Origin of the sequence: Micromonospora chokoriensis, assembly GCF_900091505.1 — a bacterium.
Classification (GTDB): Bacteria; Actinomycetota; Actinomycetes; order Mycobacteriales; family Micromonosporaceae; genus Micromonospora; species Micromonospora chokoriensis.
The window spans coordinates 2073177-2096047 of the sequence record NZ_LT607409.1 but is presented as its reverse complement, the minus strand read 5'-3'; the positions used below and the strand labels follow the sequence as shown (position 1 = coordinate 2096047).

25 protein-coding genes are annotated in these 22871 nt (G+C 72.6%); 8 read left to right on the top strand and 17 right to left on the bottom strand.

Going from position 1 to position 22871, the window contains the following annotated elements:
- Nucleotides 1-24 precede the first annotated feature (24 nt).
- The 3 genes from GA0070612_RS09935 to GA0070612_RS09925 all read left to right on the top strand — a co-directional run bounded on the left by GA0070612_RS09935 (nt 25) and on the right by GA0070612_RS09925 (nt 2387).
- Complete coding sequence (locus GA0070612_RS09935) at nt 25-1206, top strand: ROK family protein (protein WP_088987643.1); 1182 nt, start codon at nt 25-27, stop codon at nt 1204-1206.
- Nucleotides 1207-1225: 19 nt separating this feature from the next.
- Nucleotides 1226-1522, top strand: a complete 297-nt coding sequence (locus GA0070612_RS09930) for a DUF1707 SHOCT-like domain-containing protein (protein WP_088987642.1) — start codon at nt 1226-1228, stop codon at nt 1520-1522.
- Between the two features lie 124 nt (nt 1523-1646).
- Nucleotides 1647-2387 carry a DUF4142 domain-containing protein gene (locus GA0070612_RS09925; RefSeq protein WP_088987641.1) on the top strand — a complete coding sequence of 247 codons (741 nt, stop codon included), beginning with the start codon at nt 1647-1649 and terminating at the stop codon, nt 2385-2387.
- A gap of 24 nt (nt 2388-2411) precedes the next feature.
- Here GA0070612_RS09925 and GA0070612_RS09920 read toward each other — a convergent pair whose 3' ends face one another.
- From GA0070612_RS09920 to tsaB, 4 genes are read right to left on the bottom strand one after another with little or no spacing between them, the layout of a single operon-like run.
- Nucleotides 2412-2666, bottom strand: coding sequence for a hypothetical protein (locus GA0070612_RS09920; RefSeq protein WP_088987640.1), 255 nt, complete (start codon nt 2664-2666; stop codon nt 2412-2414).
- A gap of 13 nt (nt 2667-2679) precedes the next feature.
- Nucleotides 2680-3726 carry a tRNA (adenosine(37)-N6)-threonylcarbamoyltransferase complex transferase subunit TsaD gene (tsaD, locus tag GA0070612_RS09915; RefSeq protein ID WP_088987639.1) on the bottom strand — a complete coding sequence of 349 codons (1047 nt, stop codon included), beginning with the start codon at nt 3724-3726 and terminating at the stop codon, nt 2680-2682.
- Nucleotides 3719-4201, bottom strand: coding sequence for a ribosomal protein S18-alanine N-acetyltransferase (gene rimI, locus GA0070612_RS09910; protein WP_088987638.1), 483 nt, complete (start codon nt 4199-4201; stop codon nt 3719-3721). The genes tsaD and rimI overlap by 8 nt, the downstream gene beginning before the upstream one ends.
- Nucleotides 4198-4875 carry a tRNA (adenosine(37)-N6)-threonylcarbamoyltransferase complex dimerization subunit type 1 TsaB gene (gene tsaB / locus GA0070612_RS09905; protein ID WP_088987637.1) on the bottom strand — a complete coding sequence of 226 codons (678 nt, stop codon included), beginning with the start codon at nt 4873-4875 and terminating at the stop codon, nt 4198-4200. Before tsaB ends, rimI begins: the two co-directional genes overlap by 4 nt.
- 255 nt (nt 4876-5130) lie before the next feature.
- Between tsaB and GA0070612_RS09900 the strand changes: the two genes are divergently transcribed.
- The gene (locus tag GA0070612_RS09900) at nt 5131-5835 is read left to right on the top strand and encodes a helix-turn-helix domain-containing protein (RefSeq protein WP_157742451.1); all 705 of its coding nucleotides are present in this window, start codon (nt 5131-5133) and stop codon (nt 5833-5835) included.
- Nucleotides 5836-5837: 2 nt separating this feature from the next.
- Here the strand turns inward: GA0070612_RS09900 and ung are convergent, their stop codons facing one another.
- The 6 genes from ung to GA0070612_RS09870 all read right to left on the bottom strand — a co-directional run bounded on the left by ung (nt 5838) and on the right by GA0070612_RS09870 (nt 11292).
- Nucleotides 5838-6539 (bottom strand): uracil-DNA glycosylase, encoded by a 702-nt coding sequence (ung, locus tag GA0070612_RS09895; RefSeq protein ID WP_088987636.1) that lies wholly within the window; start codon nt 6537-6539, stop codon nt 5838-5840.
- Nucleotides 6540-6620: 81 nt separating this feature from the next.
- Nucleotides 6621-7103, bottom strand: coding sequence for a tRNA (adenosine(37)-N6)-threonylcarbamoyltransferase complex ATPase subunit type 1 TsaE (tsaE, locus tag GA0070612_RS09890; protein ID WP_088987635.1), 483 nt, complete (start codon nt 7101-7103; stop codon nt 6621-6623).
- Nucleotides 7100-8203, bottom strand: a complete 1104-nt coding sequence (locus tag GA0070612_RS09885) for an alpha/beta fold hydrolase (protein WP_088987634.1) — start codon at nt 8201-8203, stop codon at nt 7100-7102. The genes tsaE and GA0070612_RS09885 overlap by 4 nt, the downstream gene beginning before the upstream one ends.
- Nucleotides 8200-9318, bottom strand: coding sequence for an alanine racemase (gene alr / locus GA0070612_RS09880; RefSeq protein ID WP_088987633.1), 1119 nt, complete (start codon nt 9316-9318; stop codon nt 8200-8202). The genes GA0070612_RS09885 and alr overlap by 4 nt, the downstream gene beginning before the upstream one ends.
- Before the next feature lie 80 nt (nt 9319-9398).
- A complete protein-coding gene (locus GA0070612_RS09875; protein WP_088991382.1) occupies nt 9399-10868 on the bottom strand; it encodes an NAD(P)H-hydrate dehydratase in 1470 nt (489 codons plus the stop codon).
- A gap of 55 nt (nt 10869-10923) precedes the next feature.
- Entirely contained in the window at nt 10924-11292 is a 369-nt protein-coding gene (locus GA0070612_RS09870) for a holo-ACP synthase (protein WP_088991381.1), read from the bottom strand.
- Nucleotides 11293-11466: 174 nt separating this feature from the next.
- Here GA0070612_RS09870 and GA0070612_RS09865 point away from each other — a divergent pair, with 174 nt between their 5' ends.
- Together GA0070612_RS09865 and GA0070612_RS09860 are read left to right on the top strand one after the other, a co-directional pair.
- The gene (locus GA0070612_RS09865; RefSeq protein ID WP_088987632.1) at nt 11467-11763 is read left to right on the top strand and encodes a type VII secretion target; all 297 of its coding nucleotides are present in this window, start codon (nt 11467-11469) and stop codon (nt 11761-11763) included.
- On the top strand, nt 11760-13352 hold the full coding sequence (locus tag GA0070612_RS09860; protein ID WP_088987631.1) for an alpha/beta hydrolase: 1593 nt from the start codon (nt 11760-11762) through the stop codon (nt 13350-13352). The genes GA0070612_RS09865 and GA0070612_RS09860 overlap by 4 nt, the downstream gene beginning before the upstream one ends.
- A gap of 4 nt (nt 13353-13356) precedes the next feature.
- Here GA0070612_RS09860 and glmS read toward each other — a convergent pair whose 3' ends face one another.
- Nucleotides 13357-15270, bottom strand: coding sequence for a glutamine--fructose-6-phosphate transaminase (isomerizing) (gene glmS / locus GA0070612_RS09855; protein ID WP_088987630.1), 1914 nt, complete (start codon nt 15268-15270; stop codon nt 13357-13359).
- Between the two features lie 802 nt (nt 15271-16072).
- Here glmS and GA0070612_RS31375 point away from each other — a divergent pair.
- Both GA0070612_RS31375 and GA0070612_RS09845 read left to right on the top strand, forming a co-directional pair.
- Nucleotides 16073-16561 carry an MmpS family transport accessory protein gene (locus GA0070612_RS31375; protein WP_157742449.1) on the top strand — a complete coding sequence of 163 codons (489 nt, stop codon included), beginning with the start codon at nt 16073-16075 and terminating at the stop codon, nt 16559-16561.
- 232 nt (nt 16562-16793) lie between these two features.
- Nucleotides 16794-17981 (top strand): pyridoxal phosphate-dependent aminotransferase, encoded by a 1188-nt coding sequence (locus GA0070612_RS09845; protein ID WP_088987628.1) that lies wholly within the window; start codon nt 16794-16796, stop codon nt 17979-17981.
- Nucleotides 17982-18126: 145 nt separating this feature from the next.
- On the opposite strand, the gene glmM is transcribed toward GA0070612_RS09845, so the two are convergent.
- From glmM to GA0070612_RS09815, 6 genes are all read right to left on the bottom strand, one after another.
- Nucleotides 18127-19482, bottom strand: coding sequence for a phosphoglucosamine mutase (glmM, locus tag GA0070612_RS09840; RefSeq protein WP_088987627.1), 1356 nt, complete (start codon nt 19480-19482; stop codon nt 18127-18129).
- A gap of 116 nt (nt 19483-19598) precedes the next feature.
- Nucleotides 19599-20063, bottom strand: a complete 465-nt coding sequence (rpsI, locus tag GA0070612_RS09835; protein ID WP_088987626.1) for a 30S ribosomal protein S9 — start codon at nt 20061-20063, stop codon at nt 19599-19601.
- Nucleotides 20064-20083: 20 nt separating this feature from the next.
- Nucleotides 20084-20527, bottom strand: coding sequence for a 50S ribosomal protein L13 (gene rplM / locus GA0070612_RS09830; protein ID WP_088987625.1), 444 nt, complete (start codon nt 20525-20527; stop codon nt 20084-20086).
- A gap of 209 nt (nt 20528-20736) precedes the next feature.
- Nucleotides 20737-22119, bottom strand: coding sequence for an MFS transporter (locus GA0070612_RS09825; protein ID WP_088987624.1), 1383 nt, complete (start codon nt 22117-22119; stop codon nt 20737-20739).
- 128 nt (nt 22120-22247) lie between these two features.
- Nucleotides 22248-22541: a type II toxin-antitoxin system PemK/MazF family toxin gene (locus GA0070612_RS09820; protein ID WP_088987623.1), complete on the bottom strand. Its 294-nt coding sequence runs from the start codon at nt 22539-22541 to the stop codon at nt 22248-22250.
- The gene (locus GA0070612_RS09815) at nt 22531-22788 is read right to left on the bottom strand and encodes a DUF6364 family protein (protein WP_141911149.1); all 258 of its coding nucleotides are present in this window, start codon (nt 22786-22788) and stop codon (nt 22531-22533) included. Before GA0070612_RS09815 ends, GA0070612_RS09820 begins: the two co-directional genes overlap by 11 nt.
- Between the last annotated feature and the right edge of the window lie 83 nt (nt 22789-22871).

Sequence of the window (22871 nt, the reverse complement as noted above, 5' to 3'; positions counted from 1 at the left end):
CCCCGCGCGGGAGGTAGCACCACGATGCGCCCAGGACCGAGCCAGGAGGACGTCAGACGGCAGAACCTCGGCGCCCTGCTGAGACACGTGCACGTCCACGGGGCGACCACGCGGGCCGAACTGACCACCACACTGGGCCTCAACCGCAGCACCATCGGCGCGCTCACCGCCGACCTGTCCGCGGTGGGGCTGGTCAGTGAGGGTGCGCCGAAGGAGACCGGCCGGGCCGGACGGCCGTCACTTGTCGTCCGGCCCGAGTCGGCCCGGGTGTACGCGTACGCGTACTCGGTGGAGGTGGACCGGTTACGCGCCGCCCGGATCGGTCTGGGCGGCGCGGTCCTGGACCGTCGTGAACTGGACCGACCACGTGGGTTGCTGGCCGCCGAGGCCGCGCCCCTGTTGGCCGGCGCGGTGAAGGAGATGCAGCAGTTGGTCCCGGCCGACGCGATCTGCGTCGGCGCCGGTGTCGCGGTCTGCGGCATGGTCCGTCGGGACGACGGCCTGGTCCGGTTGGGTCCGACCACCGGCTGGGTGGACGAGCCGATCGGCGCGGCGGTCGCCGACGAGTTGGGCATCGACGTACCGGTGACGGTGGGCAACGTGGCCGACGTCGCCGCGTTCGCCGAGCACGCCCGGGGTGTGGCGGCCGGCTGCGACAACGTCCTCTACCTGTACGGGGACGTCGGCGTGGGTGCCGGCATCATCGCCGGTGGACGGCGGCTGACCGGGCACGGCGGGTACGGCGGCGAGGTCGGCCACATGAAGGTGGTCCGCGACGGCAGGCCCTGCGAGTGCGGTGCCCGGGGCTGCTGGGAGACCGAGATCGGCGAGCACGGTCTGCTCCGCGCCGCCGGACGGTCCGATGCCCGGGGCCGCGACGCGTTGCTGGAGGTCTTCGACGCCGCCGACCGGGGTGACGCCCGGGCGCAGACGGCGGTCCGCCAGGCCGGCGACTGGCTCGGCTTCGGCGTCGCCAACCTGGTGAACGTCTTCAACCCCGAAATGGTCATCTTCGGCGGCACCATGCGCGACCTCTACCTCGCCGCCGCCGCGCAGATCCGTAGCCGGCTCAACTCCAACGCGCTCGGCGCCTGCCTGGAGCACGTCCGGCTGCGTACGCCCAAACTGGGCGAGGACGCCCCGCTGATCGGAGCCGCCGAACTGGCCTTCGAACGGCTCCTCGCCGACCCCCTCGACGTGGGCTGACCCGCGTACGCTGTCCGGCGTGGATGTCGAGTTGCGCGCCTCGGACGACGACCGTAACCGGGTGGTCGCCGAGCTGCACCGGCACACCGCGGCGGGGCGGCTGACCCTCGACGAGTTCTCCGACCGCGCCGGTGCGGTGTGGACGGCACGCACCCTCGGCGACCTGGCCGCGCTGACCCGCGACCTTCCCGCCCTGTCCGACCCGGCCGTCGGTGGCGACACTGTCGGGCACGGGCGTCGCGAGCTGCTGCTGCTCTTCGCCGCCGCCGCTGTCACGCTGCTGCTGCTCGGCGGCTTCCTCGCCGTCACGCGCTGATCCACATCGCCAACCGGTGAACTGATCACGCGATCGGTCCGTACCAGTGGGCGGACGGCCAGCCGGAGCGTACGGCGGGCCGGTCCAGACGCGATCCGGTCCGGACCGAGGAGGCACCACAGACATGGCACCGCTCAGATCCGCCCGTCGTCGACTGGGCAACCGGACCCACCGAGCGGCGATGCTGCTCATCGCGGTCATCGCGGGGGTCGGTGTCCTGCCCGGCGTGGCAGTCGCCGCACCCGCCGGCGGCCAGCAGCTCAACGCCGCCGACATGACACTGCTCAACGGGGTACGGCTGGCCGGGCTGTGGGAGATGCCGGCCGGTCAGATGGCCGCCGAGAAGGGGCAGTCCGCCAAGGTCCGGGAGATCGGCGCGGGCATCGCCAGTGAGCACCAGAGGCTCGACGAACTCGTCGTCGAGGCGGCCAACAAGTTGGGCGCGACGATCCCCAGTGAACCGACCGCCGAGCAGAAGGGCTGGCTGGCGGAGATGCAGAAGGCCTCCGGCGCCCGGTTCGACCAGATCTTCGTCACCCGGCTCCGGGTCGCCCACGGCAAGATCTTCCCGGTGATCGGCGCGGTGCGGGCCAGCACCCGGGACGCCACCGTCCGCAAGCTCTGCGAGGACGCGAACGGCTTCGTCCAGCACCACATGCAGATGTTGGAGAGCACCGGCCTGGTTCGCTGGCCGGAGCTGCCGCCGGCCGCGCTGCCCGCCCCCGGTGAGGACGGTCTGCTGGCCGCCGCCTCCGCCAATTCCGGTCCGCAGGTCGGTGTCAGCAGCACAATCGTCTGGCTGGTGTTCCTCGCGGCGCTCGGCACCGGCGGAATCGCCACCTACCGGATGATGCGCCGAAGCTGAGGGTTGCCCGCGTGGTGGCTCGCGTCAGCGGTCGACCTGGGTGAAGTCCCAGGAGTGCGGGGCGCGGGCCACCAGCAGGGCGGGCGGGTCCGGCAACGGGCGTGGGTTGCTGCGCCACTTGGAGATGACCACCACCCGATGGTCGGTGGAGGAGAAGACCTCGCTGGAGACGTACAGCGGGTCGTGTTCCAACTCGGGCAGGGCGGTGTCGCACACCCAGGTGATCAGATCCGCGACCCCGTACGCCTCGGCGCGCGCCTCCCACATCCGCACAATCATGTTCGCCGCCCCGTCACACACTGACCGTGGTCAACGGCAGCGCCGAGTCGGCCGGCAGGTCGAGTCGGCTCGGCGCGACCCCCGCGGCGACCAGGTGCGAGCCGAGTGCGGCCACCATCGCGCCGTTGTCGGTGCAGAGCTTGGGCCGGGGCACCCGCACCTGGATGCCGTACTTCTCGGCCCGTTGCTCGGCCATCGCCCGCAGCCGCGAGTTCGCCGCCACTCCCCCGCCGATCACCAGGGTCTCGATGCCCTGTGCACGGCAGGCCGCGAGCGCCTTGTTGGTCAGGACGTCACAGACCGCCTCCTGGAAGGACGCGGCAACGTCGGCCACCGGCACCGGCTCGCCGGCACGCTGACGGGCCTCGACCCACCGGGCCACCGCCGTCTTCAGCCCGGAGAACGAGAAGTCGTACCGGTGGGCGGCGAGGTCCTTCGCGGCGGTCAGGCCACGCGGGAACGCGATCGAGTCGGCGTCACCGGCGCGGGCCTCCCGGTCGATGGGCGGGCCACCCGGGAACGGCAGCCCGAGCAGCCGGGCGACCTTGTCGAACGCCTCGCCGGCCGCGTCGTCGATGGTGGCGCCCAGTGGAGTGACGCCCCGGGCCAGGTCGTCGACGAGCAGCAGGGACGAGTGGCCACCGGACACCAGTAGCGCGATCGCGGGCTCGGCCAGGGGGCCGTGTTCGAGGGTGTCCACCGCCACGTGGGCGGCGAGGTGGTTCACGCCGTACACGGGCTTCTCGGCGGCGAGCGCGTACCCCTTGGCGGCGGCGACACCCACCAGCAGCGCGCCGGCCAGGCCGGGCCCGGAGGTGACCGCGATCGCGTCGATGTCGGCCAGGGTGACGCCGGCCTCGGTCAGGGCGCGGTCCATGGTCGGCACGATGGCCTCCAGGTGTGCCCGGCTGGCCACCTCGGGGACCACACCCCCGAACCGGGCGTGTTCCTCGACGCTGGAGGCGAGCGCGTCGGCCAGCAGGGTGTGCCCCCGCACGATGCCGACGCCGGTCTCGTCGCAGGAGGTCTCGATACCCAGGATCAGCGGTTCGTCAGCCATGGTCGTGTGGTCCGTCCCCGGTCGGCTCGGCGTCGCGCCGCATGACCAGCGCGTCGGTGTTGCTCGGTTGGTAGTAGCCGCGCCGTACGCCGATCGGCTCGAACCCGTACGTCGCGTAGAGCCGCTGGGCGGCGGCGTTGTCCACGGCCACCTCCAGCAGGGTGCTGCGGGTCTCGCGGCGGGCCGCCTCGGCGAGCAGCTCCTCCAGCAGGGCGCGGCCCACGCCGCGCCGCTGGGCGTCCCGGCGGACGGCGATGTTCTGCACCCACACCTCGTCCGGGGGAACTCCGGCGAGCCCGGCGTAGCCGAGCACCGCACCGTCCTCGTCGACGGCGACCCGGTAGTGGTGCCCGTTGGCCAACTCGCTCCAGAACATGCCGGGAGACCACTGCTCGGCCCCGAAGAGGTCCGCCTCGATGGGCAGCACGTCGTCGATGTGCCACCAGCGGAACGGGAGGAGCCGTACCGCTGTCATGGCAGGACCGGTTTGCGGCCGGTCGCCGCCACCGCGTCGGGGCGGCGCAGGTAGAGCGGGGTGAGCCGCTCGCCGGGCGCCTCCGCGCGGATCCGCTCGGCGGCGAGCTGCGCCAACACTGTGGCGTCCGGGTACCGCGGCTCGACCCGAACGGGCAGGTCCAGGGTCTCGGCGTACCGGTGCGCCCCGTCGCCGACCGCGATCGTCGCACCCAGTTCCCGGGCGCGCACCGCGGCCACCGCCGGGGCCGACACCTCGGGCCCGACCATCCGCTGGCCGGCGCCGTCGTAGACGGCCCAGTAGAGCTCCTTGCGCCGGGCGTCGCTGGCGGCCAACACCGGCTCACCGGACGCCGCCGGGTAGCCGATGGCGTCCAGCGAGCAGACACCGTACGTGGGGATGCCGAGCACCTGCCCCATGGTCGCGGCGGTGACCAGGCCGACCCGCAGTCCGGTGAACGGTCCTGGGCCGAGCCCGGCGACGATGGCAGTCAGGTCACGTGGGCGCGCGTCGGCATCGGCGAGGACCGCGTCCACCTGGGGGGCGAGCAGTTCGCCGTGCGCGCGGGCATCGACCGTGCACCGGTGCGCCCGGGGCGTCACGCCGTCCGCCGAGACCTCCACCAGCGCGGCGGTCACCGCAGGGGTCGAGCTGTCCACCACGAGTACGAGCACGGTAAGCCAGCCTAGCCGCCCCCGCCGCAGCCCTCCGTCACGCCCCGCCCTCACCCGCCGCCCGAGGGTTGCAGGCGGGCGGACGGCGCACCTTGAGGTCAGGGCTCACTGTTGAGCGTGACTTCCGCTGTGGCATCTAGATGCCACAGCGGAATCACGCTCAACAGAACACGGCACTCCCTCCCGAGACACCGACACAGTCAGCAATCCGGCTCGACGGTGTCGCTGCCGGTTCGGCTGGTCCACCATGCCAGGATGCCCTCCGCCCGCCTCGTCACCCTGCTCGGCGCCACGGTGCGCCGCGAGCGGCAGCTGCGCGAACTGACCCAACGTCAACTCGCCGAACTCGCTGAGGTCAGTCAAACAGCGATCGCCCGGATCGAGCGCGGCGACCGTGCACCCAACATCCCGGTGCTGGAACGACTGCTCGCCGCGATGGACGTGCAGTTGGTGGTCGGGGTCGAACCGCTGGACGCACACCTCGACGCCCGCATCGACGACCTGGCGCTGCGTCCCATCGCGGAGCGGATCGAGAAGCTCGGCCTGGACGAGCTGCTGGACCGGCTCCCCGACTTCCCGCAGGTGCTCACCGGAGGCACCGCCGCGTTGTTGCAGGGCGCGCCGGTGCCGGTCGACGCGCCGGAGATCGCCCTGCGCTGGCAGGACTCCAAGCTGTTCACCCGCTGGCTGGAGACGAACTACGGCCAGCGGTGGAACGCCCGCTGGAGTGAGTTCGGCGGGTTGTGGTTGGAGCCGGAGGAGCCCGGCGAGCACCGGTGGTCGACCACGTACGGCGAGATCAGGGCCACCATGTGCGACGAGCTGCCCGAGACGATCGAGGTGCGCCACGGCCGGCGGAGTTACCAGGTGGTGCCGCTGGTCGAGCTGGAGCTGACCGACGCCCGGGCAGCCGAGTTGCTGCGCCGCTATCGGGACCGCCAGCTGACCAGCGGCGGCTGAGCTCAGCCGGCGGTGCGCTCCCAGTCGATGGTGGGCAGGCCGGCATCGGCGAGAGCCTTGTTGGCCGCGCTGAACGGTCGGCTGCCGAGGAAGCCGCGCGGGTTCATCGGGCTGGGGTGGCCGGCCTCCAGCACCACGTGCTGCGGGTTGGTGACCAGGGCGGCCTTCTTGCGGGCGTAGCCACCCCAGAGCAGGAAGACCACCCGGTCCGGCGACGCGTCCAGCGCCCGGATGGTGGCGTCGGTGAACTCCTCCCAACCGGCGTTGGCGTGCGAGCCCGGCGTGGCCTGGCGGACGGTCAACACCGCGTTGAGCAGCAGCACACCCTGGGCGGCCCAACCGTCGAGGTTGCCGCTGCGCGGCTTGGGAACCCCGACGTCCTCGCCCAACTCCTTGAAGACGTTGCGCAACGACGGCGGCACCGTCACACCCTCGCGGACACTGAAGCTCAACCCGTGCGCCTGCCCGGCCCGGTGGTAGGGGTCCTGACCGAGGATCAGCACCCGGGTGGCCTGCGGCGGGCACAGCCGGTAGGCCGAGAACAGGTCCTCCACCGGCGGGAAGACGGTCTGCGTCGCGTATTCGCGGGCGACGAACTCGCCCAGCGCGGCGGTGCGCGCCGCGTCCAGGTGCGGGGTGAGCATGGCACGCCACTGCTCCGGGAGCAGGGCCAGCAGGTCCAGGGCGGGGGCGTCGTCGGGCATCAGGAACCTCTCACAGCGCGGGTCGGTCCCCCGCACTCTAGGCATCGGGTACGACAGCGGCCGGCCCAGCCCGGTCGGAGACTAACCCAGGTCGGCGAGCCGCCGAGCCCAGTCACCACCGACCGGATCCAGCTCGACGACGCGGGTGTCGTCGTCGCGGCGGTCGATCCGTACCCGCAGGTGCGCGTCGACCAGCTGCTCGACCAGGCCCTCGCCCCACTCCACCACCGTCACCGAGTCGTCCACCGAAGCGTCGAGGTCCAGATCGTCGATCTCGGCGCGCGGATCGGTGGCAGCCCCCAACCGGTACGCGTCGGCGTGCACCAGCGCCACCCGACCGCCCAGGGTCGGGTCGGGCCGGTGCACCCGGGCGATCACGAACGTCGGCGAGGTGACGTCTCCGAGCACACCGAGCCCGGCGCCGATGCCCTGCGTGAGGGCTGTCTTGCCGGCGCCCAGCGGGCCGGTCAACAGCACCAGGTCGCCGGCGCGCAGCAGCCCGGCCAGGCGGCGGCCGAACTCCCGGGTGTCCTCGACGGTCGGCAGTTTGACGACGTGACTCACCGTTCCTCCGGCTCTGCGATCGAATCGAGGAACCGCGCGAGCGCGGCGTTGACCTCGTCGGCGTGCTCCAGCATCACCACGTGACCACTGTCTTTGATCTTCACGAACTCGGCGTGCGGCAGCCGCCGGACGATCTCCTCGGAGTGGGTCACCGGAGTGATCATGTCCTTGTCGCCGACCACCACCAGGACCGGGGTCGCCGCCAGCGCCGCCAGCGCCGGGAAGCGCGAGTGGGTGGCCAGCGTACGCAGATAGCGGGTGACAGTGTCAGCCGACGTCCGGGAGTTCATCGTCTCCACGTAGGACACCAGCGCCGGGCTGGGCTTGCGGGTGCCGAAGCCGTACTTGCGGGTCAGCAGCCAGGCCACGTTCGACGTCGACTTGCGGGCCCTGTCGATGACCGGCCCGCCGTACCGGGTGGCGTTGCTGACCATGTAGAGCACCGGGCCGCCGACCCGGCCGAGCAGCGCGGGTGCGACCAGCTTGGTCTCCGCGACGAGCCCGCCCGACGTGGCCATCAGGACGGTGCCCACCACCCGGTCACCGAACAGCTCCGGGAACAACTCGGCGAACGCCATGATGGTCATGCCGCCCATCGAGTGCCCGACCAGGATCAGCGGCCCGTCCGGCGCAGTCCGGTCGATCACCTGACGCAGCGTCCGGCCGAGCACCGCGAGGTCGTACTCCCCGGTCTCCAACCGGCCGGAGCGGCCGTGACCGGGCTGGTCGTACGCCACGATCCGGTAGTCACCGCGCTCGGCGAGCATCTGGCGTTGGAAGTGGAACGTCCCCATGTCCAGGCAGAAGCCGTGCACCAGCACCACTGTCGGATGCCCCGACACCGGCCGGGTCGGCTCGACCACCTCGACGTGGATGTCCGTGCCGTCCGGCAGCTCCAGACGGAACGCCTCGTCGTACCGCTGCTCACCGAACGTCTCGTGCGCGTAGCGGTCGGTCGGGTCGGCCTTGAAGCGGCGGACCAGTGTGCGTTCGGTCGCGACGCCGGCCGCCAGGCCCGCCGCGGCCACCCCCACCGCGGCGCCGACGATGCCGGCGACCCGACCCGCAGCGGTACGCGGACGCGGGATGCGGTAGCTCATGGCCGTTCGCCGTCGTAGACCCGGGGCACCCGGGTACCGCCGAAGCGGGTGACGATCTCGTAGTTGATCGTGCCGACCGCCTCGGCCCAGTCGTCGGCTGTCGGTTCGCCGTCGACGCCGCTGCCGAACAGGGTCGCCACGTCGCCGTCGGCCACCGGGTCGTCGCCGCAGTCGATCACGAACTGGTCCATGCAGACCCGCCCCGAGATGGTCCTTCGCGCCCCGGCGAGCTGCACCGGCCCGGTGTTGGACGCGTGCCGGGGAACTCCGTCGGCGTACCCGAGCGGGACGACGGCCAGGTTCGCGTCGGCCTCGGTGGTGTAGGTGTGCCCGTAGGAGACGCCGGTGCCGGCGGGCACCCGCTTGGTGAGCATGACCCGGGCCCGGGCGGTCATCGCCGGTCGCAGCCCGTACGTCTCGCCGGTGACCGGGGAGAGGCCGTAGATGGCGATGCCGGGGCGGACCAGGTCGAAGTGGGTGTCCGGGCGGGTCAGGGTGGCCGCCGAGTTGGCGAGGTGCCGCCAGCGCGGTCGCAGCCCGGCCCGCTCGACCATGGCCAACCCCTCGTGGAAGACGGCCAACTGGCGGTCGGTGGTGGGGTGGCCGGGCGAGTCCGCGTACACGAAGTGGCTCCACACACCGACCACCTCGATCAGGCCGTCGGCCTGCGCCTTAGCGGCGGCGTCCAGCAGCCCCGGCCAGTCGGCGACGGTCGCGCCGCCCCGGGACAGCCCGGTGTCGATCTTCAGGTGCAGGCGGGCGGGACGCCCGGCGAGCCGGCTCGCCTCGATCATCTCGTTCAGTTGCGGCAGGCTGGCCGCGCCCAGGTCCACCCCGGCGCTGATCCCCTCGTGCAGCGGCAGCCCCGGCGCGAGCAGCCAGGCCAGGACGGGCGCTGTCACCCCGCCCCGGCGCAGCGTGAGCGCTTCGTCGAGGGTGCAGACACCGAGCCAGTCCGCGCCGGCGTCGAGCGCCGCGCGGGCGGCCGGGAGCATGCCGTGGCCGTACCCGTCGGCCTTCACCACCGCCATCAGCTCGGCGGTGGTGCCGGAGCGGAGTCGGCTCACGTTCTCGCGGATGGCGTCAAGATCGACGCGTACCTCGGCCTGCCACATACGCCCAGCCTACTTTCCGTCGTGATCACCGGGGGCGGCGACGCACGCCCCCGGGCGCCGATCCGGCGGGGTCGGCACGGTCAGCCCAGCCGGGCGACAACCGGGCGAAGCGCGGTGACCACGTCGGGCGCGGTCACCGGCCCGCCCCGGGCCGCCTCCCGACCGGCGAGCCCGTGCAGGTACGCGGCCGAGGCCGCCGCCCGGTCGGCGGGCACTCCGGCGGCCAGCAGCGAGCCGAGCAGCCCGGCCAGCACGTCGCCGGTGCCGCCGGTGGCCAGCGCGGGGGTGCCGGTCGGGTTGACGTACGCCCGACCGTCCGGGGTGCCGATCACCGTGCGGTCCCCCTTGAGCAGCACCACGGCGTTCATCCAGGCGGCCAGCCGCAGCGCGGAGCCGACCCGGTCGGCGCCGGGCTCCTCCCCGCAGAGTCGGGTGAACTCACGGTCGTGCGGGGTGACCACGATCGGCGCGTCCCGGCCCCGCAGCCGGTCGGCGAGCGAGCCGTCCACCAGCAGGGTCAACGCGTCGGCGTCGAGCACCACCGGCACCGGGGCGGCCAGGACGGCACGCAGCTCGGCCGCCGCGTCCGCGCCGGTGCCCAACCCGGAGCCGCACACCCAGGCCTGCACCCGGCCCGCGTCGGCGACCCGTCCGCCGGCGATCACCGAGGGGTGCTGGTGCAGCACCTCTGCGCGGGCGCTGCCGGCGTAGCGGACCAGGCCGGTCGGCCCGGCCAGAGCCCCGCCGACGGAGAGCACCGCGGCACCCGGATAGGTCTCCGAGCCGGTGGCGACCCCCACCACACCCCGGGTGTACTTCTCCGACGCCGGTCCCAGCTCCGGCCACCACTCGACCAGGTCGGACCACTCGGTGACCCGTAGCGCCGGGGTGCCTCGCAGCCACGGCCGCAGCCCGATGTCGACCAACTCCACCTGCCCGGCCAGGGCGGCGGCCGGGCCGACCACGAGTGCGGGCTTCAGCGCGCCGAACGCCACCGTCACGTCGGCCCGCACGGCGGTCGGCCGGCCGGACGCGGACAGCGGAACGTGGCCGGTGTCCACCGCGACCCCGCTCGGCACGTCCACCGCCACGACAGTGGCCCGCGCACCGTCCCGCCCCCGCAGCTCACCGAGGCGTTGGACCACCTCGTCCGCGTTCGCCCGCAGCCCACCGGTGCCACCGATGCCGACGATCCCGTCGAGGACCAGGTCGACCGGGCCGGTGGGCTGCGGCACCAGCCGACCGCCGGCCGCGCGCAGCGCGGCCAGCCCGGCGGCGTGCGCGCGCCCGGGGGTGAGCAGCAGGGCGGACACGTGGACACCCCGGCGGGCCAACCGCTCCCCCGCGTACAGGGCGTCGCCGCCGTTGTCACCGGAACCGACCAGCAGCAGCACCCGGCCCCCGTAGACCCCGCCGCGTTCGTCGAGCAGGAGTGCGACCCGGCGGGCCAGCCCGGCGGCGGCACGCTGCATCAGCGTCCCCTCCGGCAGTGTGCCCATCAGCCCCGCCTCGGCCGCCCGCACGTCGGCCACCCGCCACACCGATCTCATGCCACCCCGTCCCATCCCGTTCGCGGGTGGGCCGGATCGGCCCGCCCAGCCGACGTCACCGCTCCGCTACCACCATCGCCGACGCGATCCCACCGTCGTGCGACAACGACAGATGCCAGTGGTTGACACCACGCGCCTGCGCCGCCGCGGCGACGGTGCCGGAGACGGCGAGCCGGGGGCGGCCGTCCGGGTCGGACACGATCTCGCAGTCGTGCCAGCTCAACCCGGCCGGAGCGCCGAGTGCCTTGGCCACCGCCTCCTTGGCGGCGAAGCGGGCGGCGAGCGACTCCGACGAGCGTGGTGCACCGGCGCGGGTGTGCCGCTCGGTCGTGGTGAAGAGCCGGTCGGCGAGCGGCGGCGTCCGGGCCAGCGCCCGGGCGAACCGGTCGACCAGGACCACGTCGATGCCGACGGCGACGATCACCACATCACCCTACCGGCGCTCGGGGCCGCAGATTAGCCGTCGGGTCCGCGCTGGGCAACGCCTGTGGACAGGCCGGGGTACGGCTCACCGCCGGTTGTCCACAGGGCACGAGACGGCCACCGGTACGCGCCTAGCGTCAGCGCGTCCAAGCCGATCGTCCACGGGGGTGGAGTCATGACCGATGAGTCGTTCGTCGTCCGGCCGAAGGAGTTGCGGGCGGTCGCCGGCACGCTCGACGGCGAGGCGCACCGGCTGGCGCTGGGCCTCGCCGGGACGCCCGGGTTGCTGGTCGCGGCACCCGAGTGGCGAGCCGGCGCGGCCCTGGCCGGGCTGGAGTCGGCCGCGCACACCTGGCTCTGCCGGTTGGGCACCCGGGTCGAGGAGACCTCGCAGGGGGTGCGGGTGGCAGCCGAGGCGTACGAGACCGTCGACGACCGAGCCGCCGACCGCTTCGCCGCCCTGCCCCGGTGAGCAGCGTCGGTTACCGGCAACTGTGGGCAGCCGACCCGAGCGGGTGGCGGGCCGCCGGGGTGGCCTGGTCCGGGCTGACCGGGCCGGTCGACCGTCGCGCCGGTGAGCTGCGGGCGGCGGGCGGCCGGTTGCGCGACGCCTGGTCCGGCGTGGCGGCCGTCGCGGCGGGCTCCCGGCTCGTGGCTCTGCAGGGCGAGCTGACGTCGGTCGCGCCCGCACTGATCGAGGCCGATCAGGTGCTTGCCGAGCTGGCCGGACGGCTGACGGTGGCGAAGGCGCGGCTCGCCGCCGCGGTCGCCCAGGCAGAGGCGGCCGGCCTGGTGGTGGACCGTTCGGGTCTGGTGCACGTCGATCCCGTTCGACAACGGTCGACCGAGCGGGACGGCGTGGCGGTCGCCGGGGTGACGGCCGCCCTGCGGGACGCGCTCGACGAGGCGGGCGTCGCCGACCGGCTCGCCGCCGACCGGTTGGACGAGCTGGCCCGGGCTGCCAGCACCGGGTGGGCGTCCCCGCCACCGCCGGGCCGACCGGCCCTGGATGCCTCGCCGGCTCTGGTCCACGCCTGGTGGTCAGGCCTGACACCGGCGCAGCGACGGTGGCTGATCGGGCACGAGCCGGCACTGGTCGGCCGGTGGAACGGCGTGCCGGCGACCGACCGCGACCAGGCCAACCGGCTGCACCTCGGAGTGTGGCGGGAGGAGCTGCTGGCCGAGCGGCGCGACCTGCTGTCCCGGGTGCCGCCCCTGCCACTCACGTCGCTTCGGCTGCGTGGGGTCGTCGGCCGGTTGGCCGGCCTGGACGCGCTGGCCGCACGGCTGGCTGCCGGCGGGGAGCCCCGGGCTTACCTGCTCGGGTTGGATCCGGCCGGTGAGGGCCGGGTGGTGATGGCGCTCGGCGACCCGGACCGGGCCGACCGGGTGCTGACGTACGTGCCGGGGATGACCGCCGGCCTGGACGACGCCCCCGGCGAGCTGGGCAGGGCGGCGCGGGTGTTGGACCGGTGCGCGGCGCTCGCCCCGGATGACCGCAGCGCGGCGGTGCTCTGGTTGGACTACGACGCTCCGGACTCCCTGACCGAGGCTGCCTCGGCGGGCCAGGCACGCGACGCCGGTCCGGCGCTGCACCGCTTCCAGGAGGGGCTGCGGGCCACCCATGAGGGGCCACCGGCCCGGCAGACAGTGCTCGGGCACAGTTACGGGTCGCTGGTGGTGGGTGTGGCCGCGCGGGAGCACGGGCTGGATGCTGACGCGCTGGTCTTCGTCGGCTCGCCCGGGGTCGGCGCGGCGCACGCCAGCGAGTTGGGCGTGCCGCCCGGGGAGGTCTGGGCGAGCAGCGCTTCCGGCGACGTGATCCGCGCGGCCCGGTCGGCGGACGAGCTGGGGCGCCGCGCCCTGCTGGGTGCGGCGCCGCTGGCCGCGGTGCTCGGTTGGCCCGACCGGACCGGGCATGAGCTGTGGTTCGGTCACGACCCGTCGGCCCCGGGTTTCGGTGGCCGGGTCTTCGACGGTGGTCGGGGCGGCCACACCGGTTACTGGGACCCGGGCAATCCCGCGCTGGACGGGATGGCCCGGGTCGTGTTGGGCCGCTGAGCGACTACTCGACGGTGACCGACTTGGCCAGGTTGCGGGGCTGGTCCACGTCGTGTCCACGGGCGTCGGCGATCTCGGCGGCGAACACCTGCAACGGCACCGTGGTGACGAGCGGGGCCAGGAGAGTCGGCGTACGCGGCACGTAGATCAGGTGGTCGGCGTACCGGACGACGGCCTCGTCGCCCTCCTCGGCGATCACGATGGTCCGCGCACCACGGGCCCGGACCTCCTGGATGTTGGAGACGACCTTGTCGTGCAGCATGCCCCGGCCGATCGGCGACGGCACCACGCAGATCACCGGTGTGCCCTTGTCGATCAGGGCGATCGGGCCGTGCTTCAGCTCGCCGGCCGCGAAGCCCTCGGCGTGCATGTACGCCAGCTCCTTGAGCTTCAGGGCACCCTCCAGCGCCACCGGGTAGCCGACGTGCCGGCCGATGAACAGCACCGTCGGCTCGTCCTTCAGGTCCCGGGCCAGCTCACGGACCGGCTCGATCCGGTCGAGCAGCTCACGCAGCTTGCCGGGGATCTCCTGCAACTGGGCGACGACCGCGCCCACCTCGTCGGCGAACTTGATGCCGCGCACCTGGGCCAGGTGCAGGCCGATCAGGTAGCAGGCGACGACCTGGGTGAGGAACGCCTTGGTGGAGGCGACGGCGATCTCCGGCCCGCCGTGGGTGTAGAGCACGGCGTCGGACTCGCGCGGGATGGTCGAGCCGTTGGTGTTGCAGATCGCCAGCACCCGGGCCTTCTGGTCCTTGGCGTGGCGCAGCGCCATCAGGGTGTCCATCGTCTCGCCGGACTGCGAGATCACCACGATCAGCGTGGACCGGTCGAGCACCGGGTCGCGGTAGCGGAACTCGCTGGCCAGCTCCACCTCGCACGGGATCCGGGTCCAGTGCTCGATGGCGTACTTGGCGACCATCCCGGCGTGGTACGCCGTGCCGCACGCCACGATGAAGATCTTGTCGACGTCGCGAAGGTCCTGGTCGCTGAGGCGGACCTCGTCGAGGGCGATCTCACCGGTCTCGGTGAGCCGGCCGAGCAGCGTGTCGGCGATGGCCTGCGGCTGCTCCTCGATCTCCTTGAGCATGAACCAGTCGTAGCCGCCCTTCTCCGCGGCCGAGGAGTCCCAGTCGATGTGGAAGTCCTTGCCGGCGGCGGGCTGGCCCTCGAAGTCGGTGATCTCGATGCTGTCACCGGTGATCAGGACGATCTGGTCCTGACCCAGCTCGACCGCTTCCCGGGTGTGCTCGATGAACGCGGCCACGTCACTGGCCAGGTAGTTCTCCCCGTCGCCCCGGCCCACCACGAGTGGCGAGTTGCGCCGGGCGCCGACGACCGCGCCGGGCACGGCGGCATCCACCGCGAGCAGGGTGAACGCGCCCTCCAGTCGCTGGCAGACCACCCGCATGCCGGCGGCGAGCAGCTGCGGGCCGTCCGGCTGACCGGCGGCGCGCAGGTCGGCCAGGGCGGCGGAGAGCAGGTGGGCGGCGCACTCGGTGTCGGTGTCGCTGGCGAACTGGACCCCGTCGGCCTCCAGCTCGGCACGGAGCTTGGCGAAGTTCTCGATGATGCCGTTGTGGATGACCGCGACGCGGCCGTCCGGTGCGACGTGCGGGTGGGCGTTGCGGTCGGTCGGGCCGCCGTGGGTGGCCCACCGGGTGTGGCCGATGCCGGTGGTGCCGTCACCGATGCCGATCGGACTGGCCGCGCAGGAGGTCGGGTCGTCGGCGGCCCGCTCGGAGAGCACCTTCTCCAGGTTGGCCAGCTTGCCGGCCTTCTTCTCGGTCAGCAGTTGGTCGTCGCAGACGATCGCGACACCCGCCGAGTCGTAGCCGCGGTATTCCAGCCGCCGCAGTCCGTCGAGCACGATGCCCAGCGCGGGGCGCGCGCCCGCATAACCCACGATTCCACACATGGCCCGCAGCCTAACCCAGTTTCACTCACGTTGGGTGCTCGAAAGTCGGGTTATCAAGCACTGAATTTGAGCGATAGGTGGTTGGCGGGTCGCAACGGGACGAGCGTCACAGCCCGCACGGGGACGGTCCGGGACAGACGGGGTTGCGGCACGCCTGCTGGTACGAAAGTCTCTCGGCGGGTTCCGCGCGCCTGTCCTCGGCCCGTTCGCCCCATACCCGATCCTGTCCGGAGCAGCCATGTCCGACGCGCCGCCGCCCGATCCGTCCCCCTCCTCCCCGTCGGATCCAGCTCCGAGCCCTCCACCGTCGGATCCGACGGCGCCCCCGTCCTCGGGTGCGCCGCCGGCACCCGACCCGCTCGCCCCGGGCCAGCCGTGGGCACCACCGGCCCCCTGGACGCTCACGCCGTGGACGCCGCAACCGCCCACGACCGAGTGGGCGCCACAACCGCCCACCACCCAGTGGACGCCCGGATCGCCAACGTCCCCGTGGACGCCGCCCCAGCCCGATGCCTCGGACCCGGCCCACACCTCGGACCCCACGCACGCCGGTTCGCCCCCGCACGCCGGCTGGCCCCCGCCTCCGGGGGAGCCGCAGCCTGGATGGCCACCGCACGCCGGTTCGCCGCCCCCAGCCGGCTGGCCCCCGCCTCCGGGGGAGCCGCAGCCTGGATGGCCACCGCACGCCGCGTGGCCACCCCACGGCTATCCACCGCCGTACGCCTACCCCGGCCAGCCGCAGTTCAGCGGCAGCCGGAGCACGAGCGCCGGTCGGATCGTCGGAATCGTCGTCGCGGCCTTCGTGGTGCTGGTCGTGCTCGTCTGCGGCTGCTTCTGCGCGGGTGGTTTCCTGCTCGACGAGCCCGGCTCGGACCCGGTCGCCGAGGAACCGTGGGTCATTCCCGACGACGGTTGGACCGCGCCCACCACACGTGCGCCCGATCCGGAGCTATCCAGCCCCGCGGCCCCGACCCCGAGCAAGCAGCCGATCACCCGGCCGACGTCGGGGCCGGCCCCGGTGACAGTGGTCTACGAGGTCACCGGAGCGGGCGAGGCCGACATCGCGTTCTACGACGCCGAGAGCGACCTGATCCACGTCGACGGAGCGACGTTGCCGTGGCGGATCACCATCCGGACCAGCGGCCAGAGCCGGGTCATGGTGGAGGCGACGTGGTCCGACGACGACGACCGTGAGCGACCGCTCGAGTGCACCGTCACGATCACCGGCGCCGGCAAGCCAGTCGTCAAGAAGATTCAGGGGTACGGGGCGACCAGTTGCACGCCCGCGTGAGGCTGAGCGTGGCCGACCCCGCTTGATCGACACGAGATCAGCGATGTAGCGGTATCAGGATGCCGTCGACACCCCGACATCGGCGATCTCGTGTCGATCAAGCGGCCGTGCGGACGTGGGCGTGGGCGTGGGCGTGGGCGGACGTGGGCGTGGGCGGACGTGGGCGTGGGCGGACGTGAATGAGCCCGACGGGTCTGGGGTTCGGCCCGTAGGTGGCCTTAGGCTGGCGCAGGTGACGAGCACCGATGTCGACCCGCTGGTGGCCCGGATGCGGCCGTTCGGCACGACGATCTTCGCCGAGATGTCCGCCCTCGCCGTGCGCACCGGGGCGGTCAACCTCGGCCAGGGGTTTCCCGACACCGACGGCCCACCGGAGATGTTGGCCGCCGCCGCCGAGGCGTTGCGCGGCGGGCACAACCAGTACCCGCCCGGCCCCGGTATCCCCGCCCTGCGCGCGGCGGTCGCGGCCCACCAGCGACGATTCCAGAACCTCACGTACGACCCGGACGGCGAGATCGTCATCACTGCAGGCGCGACCGAGGCTGTCGCGGCGAGCATCCTCGCGCTCTGCGAACCGGGCGACGAGGTGGTCTGCTTCGAGCCGTACTACGACTCGTACGCTGCCTCGATCGCACTGGCCGGGGCGGTCCGGCGACCGGTGACCCTGCGCCCGACGACCGACGGCGGGTACGCTTTCGACCCGGCGGCGCTTCGCGCGGCGTTCGGCCCGCGCACCCGGTTGGTGCTGCTCAACTCACCGCACAACCCGACCGGCAAGGTCTTCAGCCCGACCGAGTTGGCCATGGTGGCCGACCTGTGCCAGGAGTTCGACGCGTACGCGGTGACCGACGAGGTGTACGAGCACCTGGTGTTCACCGACGCGGCCAGCCCGCACGTGTCGCTGGCGACCCTGCCGGGGATGCGGGAGCGGACGCTGCGCATCTCGTCGGCCGGCAAGACGTTCTCCTGCACGGGCTGGAAGGTCGGTTGGGCGAGCGGTCCGGCGGCGCTGATCTCGGCGGTGGTGCGAGTGAAGCAGTTCCTCACGTACGTCAACGCCGCGCCGCTGCAACCGGCGGTGGCCGTGGCGCTGGCCCTGCCGGACGACTACTACACCGGTTTCCGGGACGGGCTCCAGCAACGGCGTGACCAACTCGTCGACGGTCTCACCGACGCCGGGTTCGACGTGCTCAGCTCGGAGGGGACGTACTTCGTCACCGCCGACATCACCGCCCTCGGCGGCCGGGACGGGGTGGAGTTCTGCCGGTCACTGCCGGAGCGTTGCGGTGTGGTGGCGGTGCCCACGCAGGTCTTCTACGACGACGTCGAGGCCGGCCGGCGGCTGGTCCGCTTCGCCTTCTGCAAGCGTCCCGAGGTGCTGGCCGAGGCGGTCACCCGACTGCACGCGCTGCGGCGGTGACCCGACTGCACACGCTGCGGCGGTGATCCGGCGGCCCGGGAGACTGCCCGGCCCGGGAGACTGCCCGGCCGGGGAGACTGCCCGGCCGGGACGCTGTGGAGCTGATGTCGTAGACGATTCAGCTCCACAGCGTCCAACCGACGTACTACCGGGCAGGGCTGGCGGTGCGGACCTGCTCGGCGATCCGTTCGGCGACCTCGCGGGCGGTCGCCTCGGTGGCGGCCTCGACCATCACGCGTACCAGCGGTTCGGTGCCCGACGGGCGCAGCAGCACGCGGCCGGTCTCACCCAGCTCCGCCTCGGCCCGCTCGACCTCGGCGCGGACGGCGGGCGCGTTGGCGCCGACGGTCCGGTCGCCGACCGGCACGTTGATCAGCACCTGCGGCAGCTTGGTGACCACCGAGGCCAGCTCGGCGAGGGACTGGCCGGTGGCCGCCATCCGGGCCATCAGGTGCAGGCCGGTGAGCACACCGTCGCCGGTGGTGGCGTGCGCGGGCATCACGATGTGACCGCTCTGCTCACCGCCGAGGGCCAGGCCGGAGGCGCGCAGCTCCTCCAGCACGTACCGGTCGCCGACCTTGGTCTCGATCAGCCGGATGCCCTGCGCGGACATCGCGAGCCGTAGCCCGAGGTTGCTCATCACGGTGGCGACGAGAGTGTCCTGCGTGAGCGTGCCGGCCTCGCGCATGGCCAGCGCCAGGATCGCCATGACCTGGTCGCCGTCGACCTCGTCGCCGTCGGCGCTGACCGCCACGATCCGGTCGGCGTCGCCGTCGTGGGCGATGCCCAGGTGGGCGCCGTGTTGGATGACGGCCTCGCGCAGCGCCTCGATGTGGTTGGAGCCGCAGTCGTCGTTGATGTTCAGACCGTCGGGCTCGGCGTTGATCGCGACGACCTCCGCGCCGGCCTCCCGGTAGGCCACGGGAGCGACCTCGCTCGCCGCGCCGTTGGCGCAGTCGACCACGACCTTGATTCCGTCCAGCCGGTGTGGCACGGCGCCGACCAGGTGCTGGACGTAGTGGTCCGCACCGTCGAGCAGGTCGTGCACCCGCCCGACGCCGGCACCGACCGGCCGCTCCCAGGCGGTGGTGCTGTTCGTCTCGACGGCCGCCTCGATCTGCATCTCAATCTCGTCGGGCAGTTTGTGCCCGCCGGCGGCGAAGAGCTTGATCCCGTTGTCCGGCATCGGGTTGTGCGACGCGGAGAGCACCACGCCGAGGTCGGCCTTGGCCTCGGCGGTGAGGAACGCCACCGCCGGGGTGGGCAGCACGCCGACCCGCACCACATTGGCGCCGGCGCTGGTCAGGCCGGCCACCACGGCGGCCTCCAGCATCTCGCCGCTGGCCCGGGTGTCTCGACCGACGACGGCGAGTGGCGGGTGGCTGCGGTCCGTCTCGGCGAGTGTGTGCGCGGCGGCGACGGCGAGCGCCATCGCCAACTCGGGGGTGAGATCCGCGTTTGCCCGCCCGCGTACGCCGTCCGTGCCGAACAACCGACCCATACCCGCCAACCTCCGATTGAGCACAACAAGTGAGGAGAAAGCGGAACGGCCGACCCACCTCCCCGATCGGGGAGGCGGACCGGCCGTCCGTCAGAAGTACAACGCGCTGGGAAAGATCAGCGCTTCGAGTACTGGGGAGCCTTACGGGCCTTCTTGAGGCCGTACTTCTTGCTCTCCTTGACCCGGGCGTCCCGGGTGAGGAAGCCGGCCTTCTTCAGGGCCGGGCGGTCGTCGGGCTCGCTGACGATCAGCGCACGCGCGATGGCCAGCCGCAGCGCACCGGCCTGGCCGGTGGTGCCGCCGCCACGCAGGTTGGCGATGACGTCGAACGCCTCGGGCTTCTCGGCGGTGACCAGCGGGTCCTTGATGAGCTGCTGGTGCACCTTGCTCGGGAAGTAGGCCTCGAGGTCGCGGCCGTTGCAGGTGATCTTGCCGGTGCCCGGGACGATGCGGACCCGGACGATGGCCTCCTTGCGCCGACCCACGGTCTGGATCGGGCGGTCACCACGCGGCGCACGGGCGACGGGCGCCGGCGCCTCGGTGACCTCGGGGGCGACCTCGGTCTCGGTGATGTCGGTCATGCTGATTCCTTCGCCCGCGCTCACTGCGCGATCTGCTTGATCTCGAACGGCACCGGCTGCTGCGCGAGGTGCGGGTGCTCGGCACCGGCGTAGACCTTCAGCTTCTTGATCAGCTGACGGCCGAGCTTGTTGTGCGGGAGCATCCCCTTCACCGCGAGCTCGATGGCCCGCTCGGGGCGCTTGGTCAGCAGCTCGTCGTAGCCGACCTGCTTCAGACCACCCGGGTAACCGGAGTGGCGGTAAGCAACCTTGGTGTGGCGCTTGTTGCCGGTCAGCGCAACCTTGCCCGCGTTCACGATGACGACGAAGTCGCCCGTGTCGACGTGCGGCGCGAAAGTCGGCTTGTGCTTACCACGCAGCAACGTGGCGGCGTGGGTGGCCAGGCGGCCCAGCACGACATCAGAGGCGTCGATGACGTGCCACTGACGCTCGATCTCACCCGGCTTCGGGCTGTACGTACGCACAGGTCTACCTTGTCTCGTCGTCGGTCTGGGGTCGCGCGCCGAGGTGACCAGATCTTGCAGGCCGGACCAGCGCGCACGAACGACCAAGCGTACCTGATGGGGCACGCCTCTGGATGTCGTACAACAGCAGGCAACGATACCCGGCGCCCGGTACGCAGGTCAAAACGGGGGTACGGTCCCCCGCGCCGACCCGCCGTCCGTGGCCCAGCTCACACGTTGGCCAGCCGATTGGCGCGGGGCCGCAGGTAGACCACCCAGGTGATCGCGAAGCACAACGCGTACCAGCCGATGAAGGCCAGATAGGCGGCGTCGGCGTTGCCGGAGCCGAGGAACGACTGACGGAACGAGATGTTGACCAGCACCCCACCGGACGCGCCGACGGCACCCGCGATGCCGATCAACGAGCCGGTCATCCGCCGCGCCCACCGGGCGGCCGCCTCCGGGTCGCGGCGACCGGTGGCCACCGCGCCCGCCGCCCGGGCCCGGAAGATCGCCGGGATCATCTTGTAGGTGGACCCGTTGCCGATGCCGGAGAAGACGAAGAGGGCGATGAACCCGGCCAGGTAGAGCCCGAACGAGCGTTCCCGGGCCGCGTACAGCACGGTGCCCGCGCCGGCCGCCATCGCGACGAAGTTCCAGAAGGTCACCCGGGCTCCGCCCAGCCGGTCGGCCAGGTGCCCGCCCAGCGGCCGGATCAGCGAGCCGACCAGCGGCCCGAGGAAGGTCAGCCAGGCGGCGTCGACCGGGGTGGGGAACCGCTCGGCGAACTGGAGTTGGAGCACCTGCCCGAAGGCGAAGCCGAAGCCGATGAACGAGCCGAAGGTGCCGATGTAGAGCACTGACATGACCCAGGTGTGCGGATCGCGGGCCGCCTCGCGCAGCGCGCCGGGCTCGTTGCGCGCACCGGGCACGGTGTCCAACCACCGGGCCGCCGCCAGCGCCGCCAGCACGATCAGCGGCAGGTAGACCGCCGGGACCAGCCGGGGGTACGCGGCACCGGCGGTGGCGAGGACCGCCAGGCCGACCAGTTGCACTGCGGGTACGCCCAGGTTGCCGCCGCCCGCGTTGAGCCCGAGGGCCCGACCCTTGAGCCGCTCCGGGTAGAACAGGTTGATGTTCGCCATCGAGGAGGCGAAGTTGCCCCCGCCCACGCCGGTCAGGCAGGCGAGCACCATCAGGGTGGAGTAGGACACCCCGGGTTCCAGCAGCACCGTCATCGGCACCGTGGGCACCAGCAGCATGAGGGCGCTGATGATCGTCCAACGCCGCCCGCCGAAGCGGGCCACCGCCAGCGTGTACGGCAGCCGCAGCACCGCTCCCAGCGCGGCGGGCACGGCGGTGAGCAGGAACTTCCCGGCCGGGTCGATGCCGTAGGCCGGGCCGAGGAAGAGCACGGTGACCGACCAGAGGCTCCACACCGAGAAGCCGACGTGCTCGGCGAAGATCGATACCCAGAGGTTGCGCCGGGCGATCGGCGCGCCGGTCACCCGCCAGAAGTCGGGGTCCTCGGGGCGCCAGTCGTCGAGCCGGCGCGCACGGCCGGTGGTGGCCGCTGGCCGGGCGGTGACTGCGGTGCTGGTGAGCGTGCTCACGGCGGCTCCTCCTCGTCGGTGTGACGAGGAGGAACGCTAGGAACGCCCGGTTTCCTGGCAGTGCCCGTCGCGGGTCGGCCCGGAAACGTGGACCGCACCACGGGTCGGCGGCGGTGGTGAGGTGCCGCTCAGAGTTGCTGGAGGATGCGTAGCGCGCGGCCGACCCGGTGCATGGTGTCGGTGTCGGCGACGTCCACGCATTCGGTGAACCACTTCTTCATCGGCGAGGAGATGCGGTCGGGCATCACCACGTACCGGCCCATCGAGACGGCGAGCGGCGAGTCGCGCAGCAGCGACTCCTCGACCACCTCGACCACGATCACGATGGGCACGTCGGTGGAGTTGTAGACGTCCGAGCTGACCACGAGCCCGAGGCGTTCCCGGGCGCCCTCGATGCGCCAGACCTCTCCCCTACGCAGCACGCGGCCGGCCGCCGGAGAGCAGGTCGTTGACCATGCCCGCCTCGCGGGCGTCGGCGAGGGCGGCGGACTCCAGGTCCAGACCGGCTCGGCCCACGGCGGCGGCGTGCGCGGTGAAGACCTCGCGCAGCGCCTTCTCCCGGGCGGCCTGGTCCATCCACGCGGAGAGCGACAGGCCCTCGCGCTTCGCGAACCGCCGGGCCTCCTCGATCGTCTCGTCGGTGAACGACAGAGTCACCTTGGCAGTCATGCCGAGCAGATTACCCATAGGTATGACCGCCAGTCATCCGTGCGTTCGCCGGCTCACCCTCCGACGTCGAAACACCCATACCG

Bases quoted from the DNA above. Each gene is read 5' to 3' on its own strand.
- alr (WP_088987633.1), bottom strand. From the start codon at position 9,318: ATGTGGCAGGCCGAGGTACGCGTCGATCTTGACGCCATCCGCGAGAAC.
- GA0070612_RS09925 (WP_088987641.1), top strand. From the start codon at position 1,647: ATGGCACCGCTCAGATCCGCCCGTCGTCGACTGGGCAACCGGACCCAC.
- GA0070612_RS09815 (WP_141911149.1), bottom strand. From the start codon at position 22,788: ATGACTGCCAAGGTGACTCTGTCGTTCACCGACGAGACGATCGAGGAG.
- rimI (WP_088987638.1), bottom strand. From the start codon at position 4,201: ATGACAGCGGTACGGCTCCTCCCGTTCCGCTGGTGGCACATCGACGAC.
- GA0070612_RS09900 (WP_157742451.1), top strand. From the start codon at position 5,131: ATGCCCTCCGCCCGCCTCGTCACCCTGCTCGGCGCCACGGTGCGCCGC.
- glmS (WP_088987630.1), bottom strand. From the start codon at position 15,270: ATGTGTGGAATCGTGGGTTATGCGGGCGCGCGCCCCGCGCTGGGCATC.
- GA0070612_RS09935 (WP_088987643.1), top strand. From the start codon at position 25: ATGCGCCCAGGACCGAGCCAGGAGGACGTCAGACGGCAGAACCTCGGC.
- GA0070612_RS09865 (WP_088987632.1), top strand. From the start codon at position 11,467: ATGACCGATGAGTCGTTCGTCGTCCGGCCGAAGGAGTTGCGGGCGGTC.
- GA0070612_RS09885 (WP_088987634.1), bottom strand. From the start codon at position 8,203: ATGAGCTACCGCATCCCGCGTCCGCGTACCGCTGCGGGTCGGGTCGCC.
- glmM (WP_088987627.1), bottom strand. From the start codon at position 19,482: ATGGGTCGGTTGTTCGGCACGGACGGCGTACGCGGGCGGGCAAACGCG.
- tsaD (WP_088987639.1), bottom strand. From the start codon at position 3,726: ATGGCTGACGAACCGCTGATCCTGGGTATCGAGACCTCCTGCGACGAG.
- GA0070612_RS09875 (WP_088991382.1), bottom strand. From the start codon at position 10,868: ATGAGATCGGTGTGGCGGGTGGCCGACGTGCGGGCGGCCGAGGCGGGG.
- GA0070612_RS09920 (WP_088987640.1), bottom strand. From the start codon at position 2,666: ATGATTGTGCGGATGTGGGAGGCGCGCGCCGAGGCGTACGGGGTCGCG.
- ung (WP_088987636.1), bottom strand. From the start codon at position 6,539: ATGCCCGACGACGCCCCCGCCCTGGACCTGCTGGCCCTGCTCCCGGAG.
- rpsI (WP_088987626.1), bottom strand. From the start codon at position 20,063: ATGACCGACATCACCGAGACCGAGGTCGCCCCCGAGGTCACCGAGGCG.